We start from the raw sequence: 20669 nt of genomic DNA, 5'->3' as shown, positions 1-20669 counted from the left end.
CCCGCATGAGCGTATTAACAGGGTACAGCCTCTGATGTCGCCATTCAAATGTCTGTTGAACGGCGACTTTTTTCTTCGTCGGGTTACGAGTCAAAACTGTTGGGAATGACTACGCCTTTATCAAAGCGCGATTCTTTGAGCGCTTCTTTGACCCGCTTCAAGTTATCTCTGAATTTAGCCCCTCTGCGCAAGGTAAATCCGGTGGCGAGCACGTCAATGAGCGTTAATTGCGCGATCCGCGACACCATCGGCATGTAAACGTCGGTGTCTTCAGGCACGTCGAGCAGCAACGCGAGGGTCGCCGCCTGGGCGAGCGGGGTGTCGCGCGAGGTGATAGCCAGTACCGTGGCGTCGTTTTCTCGCGCCAGGTGGGCCATTTCCACCAGGTTCTTGGTGCGGCCGGTGTGAGAGATCAACACCACCACGTCGCCCTCGCCGGAGTTCATGCAGCTCATGCGCTGCATGACGATGTCATCGAAGTAGACCACCGGAATATTGAAGCGGAAAAATTTGTTCATCGCGTCGTGGGCCACGGCGGCGGAGGCGCCCAGACCGAAGAAAGAGATCTTTTTTGCCTGGGTGAGCAGGTCAACCGCACGATTGATTGCGGCAATATCCAAATTTGCCTTTACTGTATCCAGGCTGGCCATCACCGATTCGAAGATCTTGCTGGTGTAGGAATCGACGCTGTCATCCTCCTCGACGTTGCGGTTCACGTAGGGCGTGCCGTTAGCCAGGCTTTGGGCGAGATGCAGTTTGAAGTCGGGAAAGCCTTTGGTATCAAGGCGACGGCAAAAACGGTTGACGGTGGGTTCGCTGACGTCGGCCATGCGCGCCAGCGTGGCGATGCTGGAGTGAATGGCGGTCTGCGGGGAGGCCAGGATCACCTCGGCGACTTTCCTTTCAGATTTGCTCAGGAGCTCCAGATGGCTCTGGATTTTGTCCAGCGTATTCATATAACGAGAGTCACTCATGGTTTTATCCCTGTGGCTTTCAAGCAACAGCGCCGAATTTCGCCCGTGTTCGCCGTGCAAGCAGACGCCAAACGAGCGGCTGTAACCTGAAATCGATAGGGTATGTCGATTGCAAACAAAGGAGAAATCAATGCCAGTTTAGTGAAAATATACTACGTGCTGGTAACCGTTGGCAGTCTCGACAGGACGTATGCAGGCTTTTTTCACCAGAATATGACCTGTGTCTAACTTTCATAATGGTAACAGAGCGTCAAAAAAGACGAAAAATTACAGTTTTGCCCGCCTGTGAGGGCGCCGGCGCGCAGTGGCGCTACCACTGAGATCTTTACGTCTTTTTTCTGCTTCTGCGCCGGGTTTGCTGGCCGTAGTCAAACAGAGTACATTAGTAATGTAAGAAAATTACAAATATCCTGCAACGAGGAGATGAACATGGCGGTAACCTCTACAGCCCAGGCGTGTGACCTGGTTATTTTCGGCGCGAAAGGTGATTTGGCGCGCCGTAAGCTGCTGCCTTCCCTGTACCAGTTAGAGAAAGCCGGACACATCCACCCGGATACGCGGATCATCGGCGTCGGCCGCGCGGAGTGGGATAAAAAAGCCTATACCGAAGTGGTCAAGGAAGCGCTTGGCACCTTCATGAAGGAAAAACTGGATGACGAACTCTGGGCCACGCTGAGCGCGCGCCTGGACTTCTGCAACCTGGACGTCAACGACAGCAAGAACTTTACCAAACTCGGTAAAATGCTGGATCAGAAGCACCGCACCACCATCAACTACTTCGCCATGCCGCCAAGCACCTTCGGCGCCATCTGCAAAGGGTTGGGCGAAGCCAAGCTGAACCATGAGCCGGCGCGCGTGGTGATGGAAAAACCGTTGGGCACCGATCTGGCGTCCTCCCGCGTGATCAACGATCAGGTGGCGGAGTTCTTCAACGAGTCCCAGGTCTACCGCATCGACCACTACCTCGGCAAAGAGACGGTGTTGAACCTGTTGGCGCTGCGTTTCGCCAACTCGCTGTTCGCGTCCAACTGGGACAACCGCACCATCGATTCGGTGCAGATCACCGTGGCGGAAGAGGTGGGCATCGAAGGGCGCTGGGGCTACTTCGATCAGGCCGGCCAAATGCGCGACATGATCCAGAACCACCTGCTGCAGATCCTGACCATGATCGCCATGTCGCCGCCGGCGGATCTGACCACCGACCGCATCCGCGACGAGAAGGTGAAGGTGCTGCGTTCGCTGCGCCGCATCGATCAGACCAATGTACGGGAAACCACCGTGCGCGGTCAGTACACCGCCGGTTTCGTTCAGGGCAAGAAAGTGCCGGGGTATCTGGAAGAAGAAGGGGCGAACAAGAGCAGCAGCACCGAGACCTTCGTTTCCATCCGCGTGGACATCGACAACTGGCAATGGGCCGGGGTGCCGTTCTATCTGCGTACCGGTAAACGTCTGCCGACCAAATGCTCGGAAGTGGTGGTGTACTTCAAGAATCCGCCGCTTAACCTGTTCAGCGACTCTTATCAGCAGCTGCCGCAAAACAAGCTGACCATTCGTTTGCAACCGGACGAAGGCATCGAAATTCAGGTGTTGAATAAGGTGCCGGGGCTGGATCACAAGCACCGCCTGCAGACTACCAAGCTGGATCTGAGTTTCTCGGAAACCTTCAACCAGGAGCACGTGGCGGACGCCTACGAGCGCCTGCTGCTGGAGACCATGCGCGGCATTCAGGCGCTGTTCGTGCGCCGTGACGAAGTGGAAGAGGCCTGGAAGTGGGTCGACTCCATCATGGACGCGTGGAAAGCCGACAACGAAGCGCCTAAGCCTTATCAGGCGGGCACCTGGGGGCCGGTGGCCTCGGTGGCGATGATCACCCGCGACGGCCGTTCCTGGAACGAGTTCGAGTAATGCGCAATGCCGGCAGCCCGTCTGCCGGCTTTTTTTTGCCTGCGATCTGCGCGTGGGCCACATCACTTACGGTACGGCCGGACGTTCGCGCGTTTGCGCGGAGCCCTGTGGCAGGGGCGTGCCATTGTTAACCGCGAGTAATGGAGAAAGAATGATGAAAAACTGGAAAACCAGCGCTGAACAGATCCTGACGGCGGGGCCGGTGGTGCCTGTTATCGTGATCAACACGCTGGAGCAGGCGGTGCCGCTGGCGAAAGCGTTGGTTGCCGGCGGCGTGCGGGTACTGGAGGTGACGCTGCGCACCGCCTGTGCGCTGGAGGCTATTCGCGCTATCGCCAAAGAGGTGCCGGAGGCGATCATCGGCGCCGGTACGGTGATCAATCCACAGCAGCTGCGGGAGGTGACCGGGGCCGGGGCGCAGTTCGCCATCAGCCCGGGGCTGACCGACGCTTTGCTGCAGGCGGCGACGACGGGGTCAATCCCGTTGATCCCGGGCATCAGCACCGTCTCTGAACTGATGCTGGGCATGGATTACGGCCTGCGCGAATTCAAATTCTTCCCGGCGGAAGCCAACGGCGGCGTGAAGGCGCTGCAGGCGATCGGTGGCCCGTTCCCGCAGGTGCGCTTTTGCCCGACCGGCGGCATTACGCCGAACAATTACCGCGATTATCTGGCGCTAAAAAGCGTGCTGTGCATCGGCGGCTCCTGGCTGGTGCCGGCCGATGCGCTCGAAAGCGGCGACTACGCGCGCATCACTGAACTGGCGCGCAGCGCCGTCAGCGGCGCCGCGTTGTAACCCGCGCCAGGCCTGGGGTTGGCGCTTATTTGCTCACCCGCGGATATCGCAAGGCTCAACGCTCCGTTGGGCCTTTTTTAATTTTTATCGCGATTAACTTTCTTATTTTTAACCCGTTTTTTTCTGCTTTTTTATGAAAACGGCAGTTTGCTTTCTTATTTGGGCTGTGGTAAAAATATCTCAGTTGAAAATTTTACTTTTATGAGGATATTGGGCAAATCGCACGGTGTGCGGCTGATAATAGAGAACTATTATGATGACTATTAACGGAACTACCCTCAGAACCTCTACGTGCCAACTCTTCCTGTCTGCGATCCTTGCCAGTGAGCATCACTGGTGCAGCGAGCTATAGCGTCTTTCTCCCTTAACCGGTGCTGGTAGCGGGCTTACGCCTTCGCTCTACCGTTCAGCCGGGCAAACATTCTTTTTGCGTTTGGGTCAGTTTATCCCCAGGGATCTCTGCGTCTTGCGCGCCGTACTGCGGCCGTTCGACGAGATAAATCGGGATAAATATGCCTTGGCGCGCGTTATTCGCCGTTTGGGAGAAAAATTATGATTTATTGGATCTTTTTAGGTTTGGCCATCATGACCGAGATCATCGGCACCTTGTCGATGAAATACGCCAGCGTCAATGGCGGCATGATCGGGCATATCGTGATGTACGTGATGATCACCGCGTCTTATGTGTTGCTGTCAGTAGCGGTAAAACGCGTGGCGTTGGGCGTGGCTTATGCGCTGTGGGAAGGTATCGGCATTCTGTTCATTACCCTGTTCAGCGTGCTGTGGTTCGACGAGCCCATTTCGGCGCTGAAGGTACTGGGTCTGGCTACGCTGATCGCCGGTATCATGCTGGTGAAATCCGGTACCCGCAAAGAGCGAAAACAGGTCAGCCCGCGAGGTGACAACCATGCAACAGTTTGAGTTGTACCACATTGGGTTCCTGGGATTGGCCATCGTGCTGGAAATCATCGCCAACATCTTCCTGAAGATGTCGGACGGTTTCCGTAAAATTTGGCTGGGATTGCTGTCGCTGCTGTCGGTACTCGGTGCGTTCAGCGCCCTGGCGCAGGCGGTAAAGGGCATCGATTTGTCAATCGCTTACGCGTTATGGGGCGGTTTCGGTATCGCCGCCACCATCGCCGCAGGCTGGATCATGTTCGGCCAGCGGTTGAACGCCAAAGGCTGGATTGGCCTGGCGCTGCTGTTGACGGGGATGGTGATCCTCAAACTGTCCTGATAGCGGGCAATAAAAAACCGCAGGCGTTGCCGTCTGCGGTTTTTTTTCGTCTGCGCGTGGCTTACAGCGCGGCGATGATTTTGATTTCCACCTTGTACTTCGGATTCATCAGCTGAGCCTGCACGGTGCAGCGCACCGGCGCGCTGCCGGCGACGACCCAGGCGTCCCAGGCGGCGTTCATCGCGGCGAAGTCGGCGGTATTGGCCAGGAAGATGGTGGCATCCAGAATACGGCTTTTGTCCGACCCTACACGTTCCAGCAGCACGTCGATGGCGGCAAGGGCGTTGGCGGTCTGCGCGGTCGCGTCATCGTCCAGATTCTCCGGCACGCTGGTGTAGTAAACGGTCTCGTTGTGCACCACGGCTTCGGACCAGCGCTGATCGGGATCAATTCTTTCGATATTCATTTGCTTATCTCCATATCATAGTCCCGCTAAGGGTAGCACAGCCGGTGATGAAAAAGCGCGGCGATAAAGTGGGTGGTAGCCGGGCGGCAGGCTTGGCATAATCACCGCTGAATGACACCGGCAGAGAGACAGCGTGACAGACGATTTTGCAACAGACGGCGCATTGGCGCAGGCTATCAAGGGATTCAAACCGCGTGAGCCGCAGCGGCAGATGGCGCAAGCCGTTACCGAAGCGATCAATTTCAAGCAGGAACTGGTGGTGGAAGCCGGCACCGGCACCGGCAAAACCTTCGCTTATCTGGCGCCGGCGCTGCGTGCCGATCGCAAAGTGATCATCTCCACCGGTTCGAAAGCGCTGCAGGATCAGCTGTATGCGCGCGATCTGCCCACCGTCGCCAAGGCGCTGAAGTACAAAGGCAAGCTGGCGCTGCTGAAGGGGCGCTCCAACTACCTGTGTCTGGAGCGTCTTGAGCAACAGTCGATGGCCGGGGGGGAGCTGGCGGGGCAGACGTTGATCGATCTGGTGCAACTGCGCAAGTGGTCGTCGCAGACCAAAGAGGGTGATATCAGCACCTGCAGCGAAGTGGCGGAAGACAGCTTCGTCTGGCCATTGGTGACCAGCACCAATGACAACTGTCTCGGCAGCGACTGCCCGCTGTATCAGGATTGCTTCGTGGTCAAAGCGCGCCGCCGCGCGATGGATGCGGATGTGGTGGTGGTGAACCATCACCTGTTCCTGGCGGATATGGTGGTGAAAGAGGGCGGCTTCGCCGAGCTGATCCCGGAAGCCGAGGTGATGATTTTCGATGAGGCGCACCAAATTCCCGACATCGCCAGCCAGTATTTCGGCCAGCAGCTCACCAGCCGCCAACTGCTGGATCTGGCGAAGGACATCACCATCGCCTACCGCACCGAGGTGCGCGATGCCGCCCAACTGCAAAAAAGCGCCGACCGTCTCAGCCTGAGCACGCAAGATTTCCGTCTGAATCTGGGGGAGCCGGGTTTTCGCGGCAACCTGCGGGATGTGCTCGGCGAACCGAACGTGCAGCGCGCTTTGTTGCTGCTCGATGACGCGCTGGAGCTGTGTTATGACGTCATGAAACTGTCGCTGGGGCGTTCGGCGTTGCTGGACGCCGCCTTTGAGCGCGCCACGCTGTACCGCGCGCGTCTCAAACGCCTCAAGGCGGTGACGGAACCGGGCTACAGCTATTGGTATGAGTGCAATTCGCGCCACTTCGTGTTGGCGCTGACGCCGCTGACGGTGGCCGATCGTTTCCGCGAAATGCTGGACGAGAAGCCGGGCAGCTGGATCTTTACCTCGGCCACGCTGTCGGTCAACGATCAGTTGGGTCACTTCACCGAACGGCTGGGGTTGACCAAGGCCAAAACGCTGCTGTTGCCGAGCCCGTTCGACTATGCCAAACAGGCGTTGCTGTGCGTGCCGCGCTTTTTGCCTTCGCCGAATCAGCCCGGCGGGGCGCGCCAGCTGGCGCGCATGCTGCGCCCATTAATCGAAGCCAACAACGGCCGCTGCTTCTTCTTGTGCACATCGCACCAGATGATGCGCGAGCTGGCGGAAGAGTTCCGCGCCACGATGACGCTGCCGGTCTTATTGCAAGGGGAAACCAGCAAAGGGCAGCTGTTGGCACAGTTCGTCGCCGCCGGTAACGCGCTGTTGGTGGCGACCAGCAGCTTCTGGGAAGGGGTGGACGTGCGTGGCGATGCGCTGTCGTGCGTGATCATCGATAAGCTGCCGTTTACCTCACCGGACGATCCGCTGCTGAAGGCGCGCATTGAAGATTGTCGCCTGCGCGGCGGCGATCCGTTCAATGACGTGCAGTTGCCGGATGCGGTCATCACCCTGAAACAGGGGGTGGGCCGTTTGATCCGCGATACCGACGATCGCGGCGTGCTGGTGATCTGCGATAACCGTCTGGTGATGCGCCCTTATGGCGAGGTGTTCCTCAATAGCCTGCCGCCTACGCCGCGTACCCGCGATCTGAAGCAGGCGATCGCCTTCTTGCAGGCCGCTGATACGTCGGCCACGTGAAAGATGAAGGGCTTACGGGGCTGTGCTACAATGCGCGCCCTGTATGAAAAACCCAGTTTTATTCCCGCCAGAGGTTGGCATGTCCACGCGAATTTTAGCGATCGATACCGCGACGGAAGCCTGTTCCGTCGCCGTCTGGAATCAAGGCGAAATCCACGCCCTGTTTGAGCTGTGCCCACGCGAGCATACGCAACGTATTTTACCTATGGTGCAGCAGGTGCTGGCGGAATCCGGCCTGGCGCTCAACCAGCTCGATGCGCTGGCCTTCGGCCGCGGCCCCGGCAGTTTTACCGGGGTGCGCATCGGCATCGGCATCGCTCAGGGCCTGGCGCTGGGTGCCGATCTGCCGATGATCGGCGTTTCTACGCTGCAAACCATGGCGCAGGGCGCCTGGCGCGTCAGCGGCGCGGCGCGTGTGCTGGCGGCGATCGATGCGCGCATGGGCGAGGTCTACTGGGGGCAGTTCGAACGTCAGGCCGACGGCCGTTGGTTGGAAAGCGAAGGCGAGGCGGTGCTGTCGCCGGCGCAGGCGCTCGAGCGTGCACAGCGCCTGCAGGGCGAATGGGCCCACGTTGGCACCGGCTGGCAAACCTACCCCGATCTGGTCAACGGTTCCACGCTGAGCGTGCGCGACGGCCAGATGCTGTTGCCGCAGGCGGAAGACATGCTGCCGCTGGCGCTGCACGCCTGGCAACAGGGGCTGGTGGTGGCGGTGGAAAACGCCGAGCCGACCTACCTGCGCAATGAAGTGACCTGGAAAAAACTGCCGGGCCGCGAGTAATCGCGGCGTTATTGTGCTGATGTTGATGCCGGGCGATGAAGGCCTGCAACTTGAACGCTGAAACGCGGTCAAAGTTACAGGCATTTCAGGAGATTGCGACCATGTTAATCCGCACTGCAAGTAAAAAGCTGTCGCTGCTGGCCGTCGCCTGCGGCGCGCTGGTTCTGACCGGGTGCGTCACCGTACCGGATGCGATCAAAGGCTTCAGCCCTTCGCCGGTGACTCAGCTTTCCTCGGTACAAAATGCACCGAACCTGTTTACCGGCGCGGAAGCCCGCTTCGGCGGCACCGTGGTGAACGTCGCCAACGAACAAGGGCGCACGCTGCTGGAGATAGCGGCGGTGCCGCTCGACAGCGGTGCGCGGCCGATACTGGGTGAACCGTCGAACGGCCGCCTGCTGGCCACGGTGAACGGCTTCCTCGAACCGGTCGATTTCAAAGGCCAACTGGTGACCGTCGTCGGCCCTATCACCGGCCTGAAAGAGGGGCGGATCGGCATGACGCCATATCGCTTCGTAACGATGAACGTGACCGGTTTCAAGCGCTGGCATCTGATACAGCAGGTGGTGATGCCGCCTGCGCCGATGGGCCCTTGGGGCTGGCGCGGTGGCCCGTGGGGACCCGGCTGGGGCGCAGGCTATGGCTGGTACAACCCCGGCCCGGCACAGGTGCAAACCATCGTAACCGAGTAACATACGCTTGATGTGAACAAATTTGACAGGGCGGCTCAGGCCGCCCTTTTGTTTTTTGGGATAAGGAATATCCGACAATTAGTGACGTACATCGCAACCTGAGTAATGTTTAAAACCCGAACTGGTCTGCTGAGTTAAAATATTGTTATGGTTAGGCTGCGAGTTTGAGGGCTGCGATGATAATTAGTAATGATTTCAGGAGTAATACCTTGGATAAGGTCTGGTTAAAACGGTATCCGGCAGATGTGCCCGCAGAGATTGATGCCGATCGCTATTCGTCGTTGATCGAAATGTTTGAGCATGCCGTGCAGCGCTATGCCGATCAGCCCGCCTTTATCAATATGGGCGAGGTGATGACCTTCCGCAAACTGGAAGAACGCAGCCGGGCTTTCGCGGCTTACCTGCAAAATGAGCTGGGCCTGAAGAAGGGCGACCGCGTCGCGCTGATGATGCCTAACCTGTTGCAATACCCCATTGCCCTGTTCGGCATTCTGCGTGCCGGCATGGTGGTGGTCAACGTCAACCCGCTGTATACCCCGCGCGAGCTGGAGCACCAGTTGAACGACAGCGGCGCCAGCGCCATCGTCATCGTCTCCAACTTTGCCCATACGCTGGAAAAAGTGGTGTTCAACACCCAGGTCAAACACGTGATCCTGACGCGCATGGGCGATCAGCTGTCGGCCGCCAAGGGCACGTTGGTCAACTTCGTGGTCAAATACGTTAAGCGTCTGGTGCCGAAATACAACCTGCCGGACGCCATTTCCTTCCGCAGCGCGCTGCAGCGCGGCCGCCGTTTGCAATATGTAAAACCGGACATCATTAATGCCGATCTGGCTTTCCTGCAATACACCGGCGGCACCACCGGGGTGGCGAAGGGGGCGATGCTGACGCACCGCAACATGCAGGCCAACCTTGAGCAGGCCAAGGCCGCCTATTCGCCGCTGTTCCGTGAAGGGCAGGAGCTGGTGGTGACGGCGCTGCCGCTGTATCACATTTTCGCGCTGACGGTGAACTGCCTGCTGTTTATCGATCTGGGCGGGCGCAATTTGCTGATCACCAACCCGCGTGACATTCCGGGGTTGGTGAAAGAATTGGGCAAATACCCGTTCACCGCCATGAGCGGGGTGAATACGCTGTTCAATGCGTTGCTGAACAACGAAGACTTCCACAAGCTCGATTTCTCTACGCTGCGTTTCTCGGTCGGCGGCGGCATGTCGGTGCAAAAATCGGTGGCCGAGAAGTGGGAGAAAACCACCGGCAAACACCTGCTGGAAGGTTACGGCCTGACGGAGTGCGCGCCGCTGGTGGCCGGCAACCCTTACGATCTTAAACACTACAGCGGCAGCATCGGTCTGCCGGTGCCGTCGACGGACATTCGGTTGGTGGACGACAACGGCCATGACGTGCCGCCGGGCGAGCCGGGCGAACTGTGGGTCAAAGGGCCGCAAGTTATGTTAGGCTATTGGCAGCGCCCGGATGCCACCGACGAAGTGCTGAAAGACGGCTGGCTGGCGACCGGTGATGTGGTGACCGTGGACGATCAGGGATTTGTGCGCATCGTCGACCGCAAGAAAGACATGATCCTGGTCTCGGGTTTCAACGTGTATCCGAACGAGATTGAAGATGTGGTCAGCCAGCACCCGAAAGTGCTGGAATGTGCGGCAATCGGCGTGCCCAGCGAGGCCTCCGGCGAAACGGTGAAGATCTGCGTGGTGAAGAAAGACGCCTCGCTGACCAAGGAAGAGCTGTTGACCCATTGCCGACGCCACCTGACCGGGTATAAAGTGCCTAAAATTGTTGAGTTCCGCGATGAACTGCCGAAGTCGAACGTCGGCAAGATTTTGCGGCGAGAATTGCGCGATGAGCAAAAAGCGCCTAAGCCGGCCGATGCCGCCTAGGTTTCGCTCTCGCGTCAGCCTATCAACAACGCCGGTGAATGCCGGCGTTGTTGTGTTTGAATCCTACAAGAGAATGATGTTTTGAATTATCAGTTGATCACTACCGATGCCGGATTGCAGCAGGTCTGCGAGCAGGCGAGAAAGCATGCCCAGGTTGCGCTGGACACCGAGTTTGTCAGAACGCGTACCTACTATCCGCAGCTGGGCCTGATCCAGCTTTACGACGGTGAACAACTCTCCCTTATCGATCCTCTGCCGATCAAGCACTGGCAACCGTTTGTCGAGCTGCTGGCCGACACCGCCGTGGTGAAGTTCCTGCATGCCGGCAGTGAAGATCTTGAAGTGTTTCTCAACGCCTTTAAAACGCTGCCGACGCCGATGATCGACACTCAGATCCTGGCGGCCTTTATCGGCCGGCCGCTCTCCTGCGGCTTTGCGACGCTGGTGGCGGAGTACATGAAGGTTGAACTGGACAAGAGCGAGTCGCGCACCGACTGGCTGGCGCGCCCGCTGACTGAAAGACAGTGCGTGTATGCGGCCGCCGACGTGTTCTACCTGCTGCCGATGGCCAAACAGTTGGTGCAGGAGACCGAAGAGGCCGGCTGGACCGCTGCGGCCAATAACGAGTGCTTGCTGCTGTGCCAACGCCGTAGCGAGGCGCTGGCGCCGGAAGTGGCCTATCGCGAAATCAGCAATGCCTGGCAGTTGCGCCCGCGTCAGCTGGGGTGTCTGCAGAAGTTGGCGGAATGGCGGTTGCGCCAGGCGCGTGAGCGCGATCTGGCGGTGAACTTCGTGGTTCGCGAGGAGAACCTGTGGCAGGTGGCGCGCTTTATGCCGTCTTCGCTGGGAGAACTGGATTCGCTGGGCCTGAGCGGGCCGGAGATCCGTTATCACGGCAAAACGCTGTTGGCGCTGGTGGCCGAAGCCGAAGCGCTGGAGGAGTCCGAGTTGCCGGCGCCGTTGGCTAACCTTATCGATCAGCCGGGCTACAAGAAGGTGTTTAAGGACATCAAGGCCGCTATCGCCAGCGTCAGCGAGCAAAGCGGGTTGAGCAGCGAGCTGCTGGCATCCCGTCGCCAAATTAACCAATTGCTGAACTGGCATTGGAAACTGAAGGACGGCGAGAGTCGCCCTGAATTAATCAGCGGCTGGCGCGGCGATTTATTAATGGCGCCGTTGCAGGACATCCTGAAAGATTATTAATCGCTGGTTATCACCAGGGCAGGGTAGGGAAACTCTGCTCGGGTGAATATAGGCAGGAAATAATGCGTTGAAGGTAAATCTGGCCAGAATTTACTTTAAACGAGGTGGCGGCAAAGTTAATTGGGAATTGTCCCAAAGGGAAAAATCGATTTTTTGCTGCCGATAATGCTTAATAACTGGATGCACATACAGTTACCCCCTGCATAAAATATACAGGGGGTAATTAATGCGTCGCAATCATTTAGCTGCTTCTTCCGATTCCGGTAATGTCACGTTAAGTTCAAGTACCGAAATATCGTCCCCTTTCTGCTCGAACTGCACATGCAGCATTTCAGGATCGATCTGAATGTATTTGCAAATAACCGCCAGAATATCGCGTTTTAAATCAGGCAGATACGGGGGCTCACTGTCCCCGCGACGACGCTCTGCGACGATAATCTGCAGCCGTTCCTTGGCTATATTGGCTGTCTGTTTTTTGCGGGACAGAAAGAAGTCTAATAAGGCCATGGTTTATCCCCCAAAAAGGCGTTTCAGGAAACCCTTCTTCTCTTCTTCAATGAAGCGGAATGGGCGTTCTTCCCCCAACAAGCGGCAAACGGTATCGTCATACGCCTTACCGGCGTCTGACTCGGCATCCAGAATGACAGGCTCACCCTGGTTGGAAGCACGCAGTACGGACTGGTCTTCCGGGATCACACCCACCAGTGGAATGCGCAGGATTTCCAGCACGTCTTCCATGCTCAGCATGTCGCCACGGCTGACGCGGCCCGGGTTGTAACGGGTCAGCAGCAGGTGTTCCTTGATAGGCGATTCGCCTTTCTCGGCGCGGCGCGATTTGGAGGAAAGGATGCCCAGGATACGGTCGGAGTCGCGCACCGAAGAGACTTCCGGGTTGGTGGTGATGATAGCTTCGTCGGCGAAATACAGCGCCATCAGCGCACCGGTTTCGATACCGGCCGGAGAGTCGCAGACCACGAAGTCAAAATCCATCTCGCCGAGATCGTTGAGGACTTTTTCAACGCCTTCACGGGTTAACGCGTCTTTGTCGCGTGTCTGCGAAGCCGGCAGGATATAGAGGTTTTCAGTGCGTTTGTCTTTGATCAACGCCTGATTCAGCGTGGCGTCGCCCTGAATCACGTTCACGAAATCATAAACTACCCGACGTTCGCAGCCCATGATCAGGTCAAGATTACGCAGGCCGATATCGAAATCGATCACGACGGTTTTCTTGCCTTTCTGGGCCAGGCCGGTAGCGATGGCCGCGCTCGAAGTGGTCTTGCCAACGCCCCCTTTACCCGATGTAACAACAATAATGCGTGCCATGAAATGGATTCCTTGTCAAAAGGGCTTAATTTAAAGGTTGTATGGTTAAAGCGTTATCCAACAGGCTGAGTCGTACGGCCTGCCCGACGTAATCGGACGGGATTTGGTCGCTCAACCAGTACTGCCCTGCGATAGAGACTAGCTCAGCCGCCAGGTGGGTGCAAAAAATCTGACATTGCGTGTCGCCTGACGCGCCTGCCAGCGCGCGACCGCGCATCATGCCGTAGACATGAATGTTGCCGTCGGCAATCAGTTCGGCGCCGGCGCTAACGCTGCTGGTCACGATAAGATCGCAGTTGCGGGCGTAAATCTGTTGGCCGGAACGGACAGGGGTGCTGATGATACGCGTTTTGGCGGGGGCGTTGTCCGCCACCACGGGCGCAGGTGCAGGCTCCGGCGCTGCCATTTTCTGGCCTCTGCCTTCGCTCAGCAACGGCAGCCCGGCACGGGCTATCGCGCGTTTTTGACGCTCATCTCTGCAACCGCTGATACCCACAACGCGCAGACCTGCCGCCGCGACAGCCTGTTGAAGTTCTTTCCAGTTCGCATCGCCATCCAGCGTTGCGACGTTGATAACAACAGGGGCATTTTTCAGAAAAGCGGGCGCTTGCTCAACTTTTTCCTGTAACGCCTGGCGTATTACCTCGGGCTGCGAATTATGCAAATGAACAACCGATAGGGTAAAACTGCTGCCTTTTAGCTCAATTGGCGATTGTGACATCTATCCTGACTCAGTCTCAGCAACTTTAAATCCCCGGAATACCACTCGGGGTGCGATATTCCGATGTACTATAAGCATGTTATAGTCAGAGTTATATCCAGGCAAGACGCTCCCTCAATTAAATAGAGTTAAAAAAATGCTTTGTGTGATCTATAGAAGCCCGAAACGCGATCAAACTTATCTTTATGTCGAAAAAAAAGACGATTTCTCTCGTGTGCCGGAAGCGCTGATGAAAAGTTTCGGCGTACCGCAATTCGCCATGATGCTTTCACTCGATGAACGCAAGAAATTGGCCTCGGCGGATATCGAAAAGGTGAAACAGGCGCTGAAAGACGAAGGTTATTACCTGCAGTTCCCGCCGCCGGTGGAAAACCTGCTCAATCAGCATTTGGCGGGCGACAAGGCCTGAGACCGCCGCTACGGTCAGGGGAGGTATGATGACACGTTCGGCGAGAAGTACCGCGTTGGCCGTTTGGCTGGCGCTGGGCGGTGCGATGATGCCGGGCGCACCGCAGGCGGCGCAGGAGACGACGCTGGCGACCAGCGGGCGCGATCCGGCGCAGTTCCCGGCGTATGTCGAGCAACTGAAGCGCCGGGCGCGGGAACAGGGCATCAGTCAGGCCACCCTTGACCGCGCCTTTGCGCAAATCCATTTCGTCGATCGGGTGATCAAGGCCGACCGCAATCAGCCGGAGCAGAAGATCACGTTGGACGATTACCTGCGGCGGGTGATGTCGCCCGCCAAGGTGCGGCAGGGGCGCGAACTGTACCGGCAGCGCCATGCGCAATGGCTGCGGGCCAGCGAACGCTATCGGGTGCCGGGGCGCTATATCATCGCGCTGTGGGGCATGGAGAGCGCCTATGGCAAGATCCAGGGGCGGGAGGACGTGGTGTCCGCGCTGGCGACGCTGGCGTTCGAAGGGCGCCGCGAGGCCTTTTTCAGCCGGGAGCTGCTGGCGGCGTTGCAGATAGTCGAACAGGGGCACGTTGGCGATACGCCACTGAAAGGGTCCTGGGCCGGCGCGATGGGGCAATGTCAGTTTATGCCAAGCTCCTTCCTGCGCTATGCGGCGGACGGCGACGGTGACGGACGCATCGATATCTGGAATAACATTGACGACGTTTTCGCGTCCACGGCCAGCTACCTGTCCAAAGAGGGCTGGCAGCCCGGCATCGGTTGGGGGCGCGAGGTCAAACTGCCCGCCGGCTTCAATCGAGCCGAACTGGGCCTGAAAGACGCGCAGGCGCGCAGCGTCAACGACTGGCAGAAACGCGGCGTGCGCCGTGCGGATGGCCGCGCGTTGCCGCACGCCGTGCAGCGCGGCTGGATCATCGCGCCGGATGATCTGCAGGGGCGGACCTTCTTGGTCTATGATAATTTCCGCACCCTGATGCACTGGAATCGCTCTTACTATTTCGCTATCGCCGTGGGTATGATGGCAGACGCGATCGGGCATTGATCCGGCACACCAATAATCGGCTTGGCGCGCCAAGCCTCTACAGTTTGGAGAAGCGGTATGTATCAACACAGAGACTGGCAGGGTTCGCTGCTCGATTTCCCGGTGAACAAGGTGGTCTGCGTCGGCAGCAACTACGCCGATCACATCAAGGAAATGGGCAGCGCGGTGTCCGTCGAGCCGGTGGTGTTCATCAAACCGGAAACGGCGTTATGCGATATCCGCCAGCCGGTGGCCATCCCTAAAGAGTTCGGTGCGGTGCATCATGAGGTAGAGCTGGCGGTACTGATCGGCACGCCGTTGAAGCAGGCCAACGAAGATCGCGTGGCGCGTGCGATTGCCGGTTACGGCGTGGCGCTCGATCTGACGCTGCGCGATCTGCAAGCCGGTTTTAAAAAGGCCGGTCAGCCCTGGGAAAAGGCCAAAGCCTTCGACGGGTCTTGTCCGATGTCGGGATTTATCCCGGTGGCGGAATTCGGCGATCCGCAAAACGCCGAGCTGTCGTTGACGGTCAACGATCAACTGCGCCAGCAGGGCAATACGCGTGACATGATCACGCCGATCCTGCCGCTAATCAGCTACATGAGCCGTTTCTTCACGCTGCGCGCCGGCGACATCATCCTGACCGGCACGCCGCAGGGCGTAGGCCCGATGGCTTCCGGCGACATGCTGAAAATCAGTCTGAACGGTAAAGCGCTCAGCACCCGGGTGATCTGATCGCTGTTGGCCGCCGGCATCGTCGGCGGCAAAACTTGCATCTCGCGGCTAAAATGTCTATATAGTCCCCCCTCGAACCTGTGCGCAGGTGAGTTATCCATTTACCGAAACCGGACGCTAACATGTCACAACTCGCTTTTTGGCAACAGAAAACGCTGGCGGAAATGTCAGAACAAGAGTGGGAATCGCTATGCGACGGGTGCGGGCAATGCTGTTTGAATAAGCTGATCGACGAAGATACCGACGAGATTTATTTTACCAACGTAGCCTGCAACCAGCTCAACATCAAATCCTGCCAATGCCGTAACTACGAGCGGCGCTTCGAGCTGGAAGAGGACTGCATCAAATTGACGCGCGAAAACCTCACCACCTTCGATTGGTTGCCGCCGACCTGCGCCTATCGCCTGATCGGCGAAGGCAAGCCGCTGTTCCCCTGGCACCCGTTGCTGAGCGGCTCCAAGGCGGCGATGCACGGTGAGCGCATCACGGTGCGGCATATCGCGGTGCGCGAGAGTGAAGTGGTGGACTGGCAGGACCATATCCTCAACAAGCCGGACTGGGCCAGATAACGCCGGCCCCCTTGCGCAGCAAGACGCGTTTTCATGCAAGAGGGCGGCGTGTCAGGACACGCCGCCCTCTGCAATTGCGCTAACCGGCAGGCGTGAGGTTATGGCATAAGCCGTCACTTCACTCTTTTTTGTCGCGGCGGCGCCAGTTGGCCAGATTTTTCAGCGGCTGCTTCACGTAAGGGCTGGCTTTAATCAGGCTGAACAGCAGTTTATTTACCGCCGTCCCCACTTTGTCCATCGGCCGGTCGATATCGAGAAACAGCACCGCACGCAGTTCGTCGGTATCATTGCGCACCTCGTGTTCATAAGAGTCATCAAATAAAATGACCTTGCCTTCATCCCAGTGCAGGATCTGATCGTCGACGCGGATCCAGAGCTTTTCCCGATCCTTTGGCACGATCAATCCCAAATGCGCGCGCACCACGGCACGAGTCGGGCCTTTGTGGGGGACGATGTGATAGTGCGGCTTAAGGATCGAAAACATGGCGGTGCGCATGCCGGGGATCTCGCTGACCGCCTGTGCGGTGTGCGGACAAATGGCGCAGTTCTCATCAACGCGCTGCCCGTAGACAAATAGCCCGAAGGTTTTCCAATTATCCCCTTTGGAGATGCGTTTCTGATCCGGTGATATTTGGTGGAACGCGGGGATGTCCTCCGGGTGCTCCAGTAACCGATCCAACTCCTGGCGAATGGCAGGCCAACGGGCTTCCAGCGCCGCCACCCAATTAAATTCATGATTACCGATCCGCGGCGTGGTGGAGATGAGCGAATGGCGAGTTTGAAATTCGCCGTTCCAGCGCAGGAATTTTTTCCCTGCTTTGAGCAGCATGCGCCGCAGGAACGGGCGCTGAGACGTGGGGGGAAAGGTGCTATCCGGCATAAATCGTGTCCTTGATATCATTGGCCTACTGCATTCAGCATAAGGAAAGAATCACGGACGATTTTAATCATTAGTGCGCGAACGTTGGCCGATGAGTGATACCGCGCAGAGTTAAATTTGAATGATTTATTTAAAGGCAGCGGGGACTGACGGTTGGGGGAGAAGGAAAAAAGCCCCTGCAAAGATGAGGGGCAAGACACACAACAACACCAGGGAAATCGGTAGTACTCACTTTGCCGATACTATAAGGATTTTATGGGCAAACTTCACCAAAATATTGTGCTCTGAATGTGACAAAGACGCAGTCGTTCATAAATAACGGTAATTTATTGATGCCCGCAGGCCGTGAGGAAAGTGCCTGCACAGCATGTGTTGGCCCGCTGGCAACGCAGAAGTTTAATGTTATGTAAATTACGCGCTTAATCGAGCCAGGATGCTTCTTTTTAAACGATAAGTTGGGTAATTTGGCCGCTCTCCCGCAAGTTCGAGAGCATAACAATGAAAATGGTCCGTCTGTTTGCCGTAGCTGGGGCACTGATCGTGCTCGTTTACTTCCTTACACATACCTGAAATGGGGTTATCTCTGAATTCAACAGTAATACCCTAAAAAAACGGCGCCCTGAGGCGCCGTTTTTTGTTTGTTGGCCTATCAGCGGCCGAACAAATCGCGGCGGCGTGGGCGAACAAATTGCGCGATCAGCACAATCAGCGCCACCAGCAGATAGGCACCGAAGATGCCCACCAGCCACTGTGGCATTTCCAGCGTCAGGAACTGCCATTGACGCACGGAACAGTCACCGGAAGCGTGGAACACCGCAGGCAGCCATTTATCCAGCGGCAGCCAGGACGGGAAGCTGACGAAGAAATCGCAGGTATTGAACGGCGAGGGGTGCAGTTGGATCATGGTGTGTTTCCACGCCAGCTGTACGCCTTCCCAGGCGCTGTAGATCCACAGCAGGATCGCCACATAGCGCAGCGGCGTTTTCGGCGCGATGGCGCCCACCAGTGAGGCGCCGAGGATGCCGAACAGCGCGCAACGCTCGTAAATGCACATGACGCAGGGCTGCAGCAGCATAACGTGCTGGAAATAGAGCGCGACCAGTTCCAACACCAACGCTGTCAGGGCCATCAGCAGCCAGGCGCCGCGTCCTTGTGAACAGCGGTTAAAGAATTGCAACATATCTAGATTCTTCCATGCAGTAAGCAATTGAACCGGCAGTGTAAACCAATTCCCCCTCGCTGCCAGCCACCTGGGCCGGTTTCAGCGTAAAAATAGTCGGTTTAGCCTGCCGGCGCCGCATCAGTGGCCGATGGCGTCGACAGGCGGCAGCGTCAGCCAGTGCCACTGTGTCAACAGTTCGGTCGCCGGCTCCAGCGTGAACTGTACGCACAGCAGGCCGACCACGGTCAATACGATCGTATAAGGCAGGGCCATCCACACCATGCGGCCATACGACAGACGCACCAGCGGCGCCAAGGCCGACGTCAAAAGGAACAGGAACGCCGCCTGGCCGTTGGGGGTCGCGACCGAAGGCAGGTTGGTGCCGGTATTGATGGCGACCGCCAGCAGTTCGAACTGTTTCAGCGCAATGGCGCCGGTTTCCAGCGCGGTGCGCGCTTCGTTGATGTAAACCGTGCCGACGAATACGTTGTCGGAAACCGACGACAGCAGACCGTTGAACAGGTAGAACAGCGAAAGCTGAGAAGCGGGCTCGGCGCGCAGTACAAACTGGATCACCGGGCTGAACAGGTGTTGCTCAATGATCACGGCCACCACGGTGAAAAATACCGTCAGCAGGGCGGTGAACGGCAGCGCCTCCTGGAACGCTTTGCCGATGGCGTGTTCGTCGTTCACGCCGCACAGCGATGTGGCGAGAATGATGACCGACAGGCCGATCAGCCCGACTTCCGCCAGGTGGAAGGCCAGCGCCAGCACCAGCCAAACGCCGATCAGCGCCTGCATCACCAGCTTGAGCCTTTCTTGCTTGCTGCGGCCTGCGGTGGCCTTGCGATCATACTCTTTCAGCACCTCACGCACCGCTTCCGGCAGTGGCGTGCCGTAGCCAAACAGGCGAAAACGCTCTACCAGCCAGCAGACCAGCAGGCCGCATGCCAGCACTGGCAAAGTGACCGGCGCCATCCGCAGGAAGAAGTCGATAAAGCCCCAGCCCGCGCTTTTGGCGATGATCAGGTTCTGTGGCTCGCCCACCATGGTCATGACTCCGCCGAGCGCGGTGCCGACGCCGGCGTGCATCAGCAGGCTGCGCAGAAAGGCGCGGAATTGCTCCAGCGTCTGCTTGCGCTCTTCGCCGGTGAAATCGCTGTCATCGCCGATGTCGCCGTCGGAGCGGTTCGACGTCACATTGTGATAGATGGAATAGAACCCCGTGGCGACGCTGATCACCACCGCCACGACCGTCAGCGCATCGAGGAAGGCGGAAAGGAAGGCGGCCGCCAGGCAGAACGCCAGTGACAGCAGCGTTTTCGAGCGGATATTGAGCAGCAGTTTGGTGAACACGAACAGCAGCAGTTGCTTCATAAAGTAGATGCCGGCCACCATAAAGACCAGCAGCAGCAGCACGTCCAGATTATGTTCGATTTCCTGCGAAACCTGCGCCGGGCTGGTCATGCCGATGGCCACGGCTTCCAGCGCCAGCAGGCCGCCTGGCAGCAGCGGGTAACATTTCAACGCCATCGCCAGGGTAAAGATGAACTCGATCACCAACAGCCAACCCGCGAGAAACGGGCTGGCGAAAAAGAACACCAGCGGGTTGATCGCCAGGAAAATGAGAATGGTCAGTTTGTACCAGTCGGGAGATTGCCCCAGGAAGTTTTTGAGCAGGGCGCTGCGCAGGGTTGTTTCCATTGTCCTTATGCATCCTTAAATCAGTCGTAGCACGTACCCTAACAACGCGGCGGGGGCGGGCGCAACCGGAGCTTGTTTTACGGCGGCAAATTTCTCAGGGCCGGTGTTTTTGCGCGTTTTTTGCCACTTTATGCACACTTTCGTTTATTGTTTTTCGCTCACGCTATGTCATGTCTGTGTGATCTGGTATGATG

21 protein-coding genes are annotated in these 20669 nt (G+C 57.7%); 13 read left to right on the top strand and 8 right to left on the bottom strand.

The features are described 5' to 3' along the window. Positions 1–83 precede the first annotated feature (83 nt). The gene (locus tag ACJ8IP_RS05435) at positions 84–956 is read right to left on the bottom strand and encodes a MurR/RpiR family transcriptional regulator (protein ID WP_033643347.1); all 873 of its coding nucleotides are present in this window, start codon (positions 954–956) and stop codon (positions 84–86) included. A gap of 447 nt (positions 957–1403) precedes the next feature. On the opposite strand from ACJ8IP_RS05435, the gene zwf reads away from it, so the two are divergent. From zwf to mdtI, 4 genes are all read left to right on the top strand, one after another. Continuing rightward, positions 1404–2879, top strand: coding sequence for a glucose-6-phosphate dehydrogenase (gene zwf / locus ACJ8IP_RS05430; protein WP_033643346.1), 1476 nt, complete (start codon positions 1404–1406; stop codon positions 2877–2879). Between the two features lie 154 nt (positions 2880–3033). Further along, complete coding sequence (locus tag ACJ8IP_RS05425) at positions 3034–3675, top strand: bifunctional 4-hydroxy-2-oxoglutarate aldolase/2-dehydro-3-deoxy-phosphogluconate aldolase (RefSeq protein WP_072627514.1); 642 nt, start codon at positions 3034–3036, stop codon at positions 3673–3675. 552 nt (positions 3676–4227) lie between these two features. Then, complete coding sequence (gene mdtJ / locus ACJ8IP_RS05420; RefSeq protein ID WP_004932327.1) at positions 4228–4596, top strand: multidrug/spermidine efflux SMR transporter subunit MdtJ; 369 nt, start codon at positions 4228–4230, stop codon at positions 4594–4596. Further along, positions 4583–4912, top strand: a complete 330-nt coding sequence (gene mdtI, locus ACJ8IP_RS05415; protein WP_016927446.1) for a multidrug/spermidine efflux SMR transporter subunit MdtI — start codon at positions 4583–4585, stop codon at positions 4910–4912. The genes mdtJ and mdtI overlap by 14 nt, the downstream gene beginning before the upstream one ends. 61 nt (positions 4913–4973) lie before the next feature. On the opposite strand, the gene ACJ8IP_RS05410 is transcribed toward mdtI, so the two are convergent. Beyond that, positions 4974–5318 (bottom strand): RidA family protein, encoded by a 345-nt coding sequence (locus ACJ8IP_RS05410; RefSeq protein WP_004932322.1) that lies wholly within the window; start codon positions 5316–5318, stop codon positions 4974–4976. Positions 5319–5451: 133 nt separating this feature from the next. On the opposite strand from ACJ8IP_RS05410, the gene ACJ8IP_RS05405 reads away from it, so the two are divergent. The 5 genes from ACJ8IP_RS05405 (at position 5452) to rnd (ending at position 11942) form a co-directional block, all read left to right on the top strand. Continuing rightward, complete coding sequence (locus ACJ8IP_RS05405) at positions 5452–7368, top strand: ATP-dependent DNA helicase (protein WP_004932318.1); 1917 nt, start codon at positions 5452–5454, stop codon at positions 7366–7368. Between the two features lie 79 nt (positions 7369–7447). After that, a complete protein-coding gene (tsaB, locus tag ACJ8IP_RS05400) occupies positions 7448–8149 on the top strand; it encodes a tRNA (adenosine(37)-N6)-threonylcarbamoyltransferase complex dimerization subunit type 1 TsaB (RefSeq protein WP_273974215.1) in 702 nt (233 codons plus the stop codon). 101 nt (positions 8150–8250) lie between these two features. Then, positions 8251–8841 (top strand): Slp family lipoprotein, encoded by a 591-nt coding sequence (locus ACJ8IP_RS05395; protein WP_442524329.1) that lies wholly within the window; start codon positions 8251–8253, stop codon positions 8839–8841. Between the two features lie 209 nt (positions 8842–9050). After that, on the top strand, positions 9051–10739 hold the full coding sequence (gene fadD, locus ACJ8IP_RS05390) for a long-chain-fatty-acid--CoA ligase FadD (protein WP_033643344.1): 1689 nt from the start codon (positions 9051–9053) through the stop codon (positions 10737–10739). A gap of 81 nt (positions 10740–10820) precedes the next feature. Further along, positions 10821–11942 carry a ribonuclease D gene (rnd, locus tag ACJ8IP_RS05385; protein WP_164106987.1) on the top strand — a complete coding sequence of 374 codons (1122 nt, stop codon included), beginning with the start codon at positions 10821–10823 and terminating at the stop codon, positions 11940–11942. 237 nt (positions 11943–12179) lie between these two features. Here rnd and minE read toward each other — a convergent pair whose 3' ends face one another. From minE to minC, 3 genes are read right to left on the bottom strand one after another with little or no spacing between them, the layout of a single operon-like run. Further along, the gene (gene minE / locus ACJ8IP_RS05380; protein ID WP_004932303.1) at positions 12180–12449 is read right to left on the bottom strand and encodes a cell division topological specificity factor MinE; all 270 of its coding nucleotides are present in this window, start codon (positions 12447–12449) and stop codon (positions 12180–12182) included. 3 nt (positions 12450–12452) lie between these two features. After that, positions 12453–13265, bottom strand: coding sequence for a septum site-determining protein MinD (gene minD / locus ACJ8IP_RS05375; RefSeq protein ID WP_004932300.1), 813 nt, complete (start codon positions 13263–13265; stop codon positions 12453–12455). A gap of 25 nt (positions 13266–13290) precedes the next feature. After that, positions 13291–13986: a septum site-determining protein MinC gene (minC, locus tag ACJ8IP_RS05370; protein ID WP_033650952.1), complete on the bottom strand. Its 696-nt coding sequence runs from the start codon at positions 13984–13986 to the stop codon at positions 13291–13293. A gap of 136 nt (positions 13987–14122) precedes the next feature. On the opposite strand from minC, the gene ACJ8IP_RS05365 reads away from it, so the two are divergent. From ACJ8IP_RS05365 to ACJ8IP_RS05350, 4 genes are all read left to right on the top strand, one after another. Continuing rightward, positions 14123–14395, top strand: coding sequence for a YcgL domain-containing protein (locus tag ACJ8IP_RS05365; protein ID WP_033643340.1), 273 nt, complete (start codon positions 14123–14125; stop codon positions 14393–14395). A gap of 28 nt (positions 14396–14423) precedes the next feature. Next, positions 14424–15446, top strand: a complete 1023-nt coding sequence (locus ACJ8IP_RS05360; RefSeq protein WP_089192611.1) for a lytic murein transglycosylase — start codon at positions 14424–14426, stop codon at positions 15444–15446. A 57-nt stretch (positions 15447–15503) separates the two neighbouring features. Next, a complete protein-coding gene (locus ACJ8IP_RS05355) occupies positions 15504–16160 on the top strand; it encodes a fumarylacetoacetate hydrolase family protein (protein ID WP_033643338.1) in 657 nt (218 codons plus the stop codon). A 122-nt stretch (positions 16161–16282) separates the two neighbouring features. Next, positions 16283–16729, top strand: coding sequence for a YcgN family cysteine cluster protein (locus tag ACJ8IP_RS05350; protein ID WP_025159803.1), 447 nt, complete (start codon positions 16283–16285; stop codon positions 16727–16729). Positions 16730–16847: 118 nt separating this feature from the next. On the opposite strand, the gene ACJ8IP_RS05345 is transcribed toward ACJ8IP_RS05350, so the two are convergent. The 3 genes from ACJ8IP_RS05345 to nhaB form a co-directional block, all read right to left on the bottom strand. Further along, positions 16848–17609, bottom strand: coding sequence for an aspartyl/asparaginyl beta-hydroxylase domain-containing protein (locus ACJ8IP_RS05345; protein ID WP_033650953.1), 762 nt, complete (start codon positions 17607–17609; stop codon positions 16848–16850). A gap of 649 nt (positions 17610–18258) precedes the next feature. Then, positions 18259–18789 carry a disulfide bond formation protein DsbB gene (gene dsbB, locus ACJ8IP_RS05340; RefSeq protein WP_033643335.1) on the bottom strand — a complete coding sequence of 177 codons (531 nt, stop codon included), beginning with the start codon at positions 18787–18789 and terminating at the stop codon, positions 18259–18261. 120 nt (positions 18790–18909) lie between these two features. Further along, a complete protein-coding gene (gene nhaB / locus ACJ8IP_RS05335) occupies positions 18910–20475 on the bottom strand; it encodes a sodium/proton antiporter NhaB (RefSeq protein WP_042784729.1) in 1566 nt (521 codons plus the stop codon). Between the last annotated feature and the right edge of the window lie 194 nt (positions 20476–20669).

The organism is Serratia sp. CY52157 (assembly GCF_052168495.1).
In the GTDB taxonomy this organism is placed as follows: domain Bacteria; phylum Pseudomonadota; class Gammaproteobacteria; order Enterobacterales; family Enterobacteriaceae; genus Serratia; species Serratia ureilytica.
Note: the sequence above shows the minus strand (reverse complement) of the source record. Positions and strands in the feature narration are given on the sequence as shown.

Bases quoted from the DNA above. Each gene is read 5' to 3' on its own strand.
- ACJ8IP_RS05435 (WP_033643347.1), bottom strand. From the start codon at position 956: ATGAATACGCTGGACAAAATCCAGAGCCATCTGGAGCTCCTGAGCAAA.
- zwf (WP_033643346.1), top strand. From the start codon at position 1,404: ATGGCGGTAACCTCTACAGCCCAGGCGTGTGACCTGGTTATTTTCGGC.
- ACJ8IP_RS05425 (WP_072627514.1), top strand. From the start codon at position 3,034: ATGAAAAACTGGAAAACCAGCGCTGAACAGATCCTGACGGCGGGGCCG.
- mdtJ (WP_004932327.1), top strand. From the start codon at position 4,228: ATGATTTATTGGATCTTTTTAGGTTTGGCCATCATGACCGAGATCATC.
- mdtI (WP_016927446.1), top strand. From the start codon at position 4,583: ATGCAACAGTTTGAGTTGTACCACATTGGGTTCCTGGGATTGGCCATC.
- ACJ8IP_RS05410 (WP_004932322.1), bottom strand. From the start codon at position 5,318: ATGAATATCGAAAGAATTGATCCCGATCAGCGCTGGTCCGAAGCCGTG.
- tsaB (WP_273974215.1), top strand. From the start codon at position 7,448: ATGTCCACGCGAATTTTAGCGATCGATACCGCGACGGAAGCCTGTTCC.
- ACJ8IP_RS05395 (WP_442524329.1), top strand. From the start codon at position 8,251: ATGTTAATCCGCACTGCAAGTAAAAAGCTGTCGCTGCTGGCCGTCGCC.
- minE (WP_004932303.1), bottom strand. From the start codon at position 12,449: ATGGCCTTATTAGACTTCTTTCTGTCCCGCAAAAAACAGACAGCCAAT.
- minD (WP_004932300.1), bottom strand. From the start codon at position 13,265: ATGGCACGCATTATTGTTGTTACATCGGGTAAAGGGGGCGTTGGCAAG.
- minC (WP_033650952.1), bottom strand. From the start codon at position 13,986: ATGTCACAATCGCCAATTGAGCTAAAAGGCAGCAGTTTTACCCTATCG.
- ACJ8IP_RS05365 (WP_033643340.1), top strand. From the start codon at position 14,123: ATGCTTTGTGTGATCTATAGAAGCCCGAAACGCGATCAAACTTATCTT.
- ACJ8IP_RS05360 (WP_089192611.1), top strand. From the start codon at position 14,424: ATGACACGTTCGGCGAGAAGTACCGCGTTGGCCGTTTGGCTGGCGCTG.
- ACJ8IP_RS05355 (WP_033643338.1), top strand. From the start codon at position 15,504: ATGTATCAACACAGAGACTGGCAGGGTTCGCTGCTCGATTTCCCGGTG.
- ACJ8IP_RS05350 (WP_025159803.1), top strand. From the start codon at position 16,283: ATGTCACAACTCGCTTTTTGGCAACAGAAAACGCTGGCGGAAATGTCA.
- ACJ8IP_RS05345 (WP_033650953.1), bottom strand. From the start codon at position 17,609: ATGCCGGATAGCACCTTTCCCCCCACGTCTCAGCGCCCGTTCCTGCGG.
- dsbB (WP_033643335.1), bottom strand. From the start codon at position 18,789: ATGTTGCAATTCTTTAACCGCTGTTCACAAGGACGCGGCGCCTGGCTG.
- nhaB (WP_042784729.1), bottom strand. From the start codon at position 20,475: ATGGAAACAACCCTGCGCAGCGCCCTGCTCAAAAACTTCCTGGGGCAA.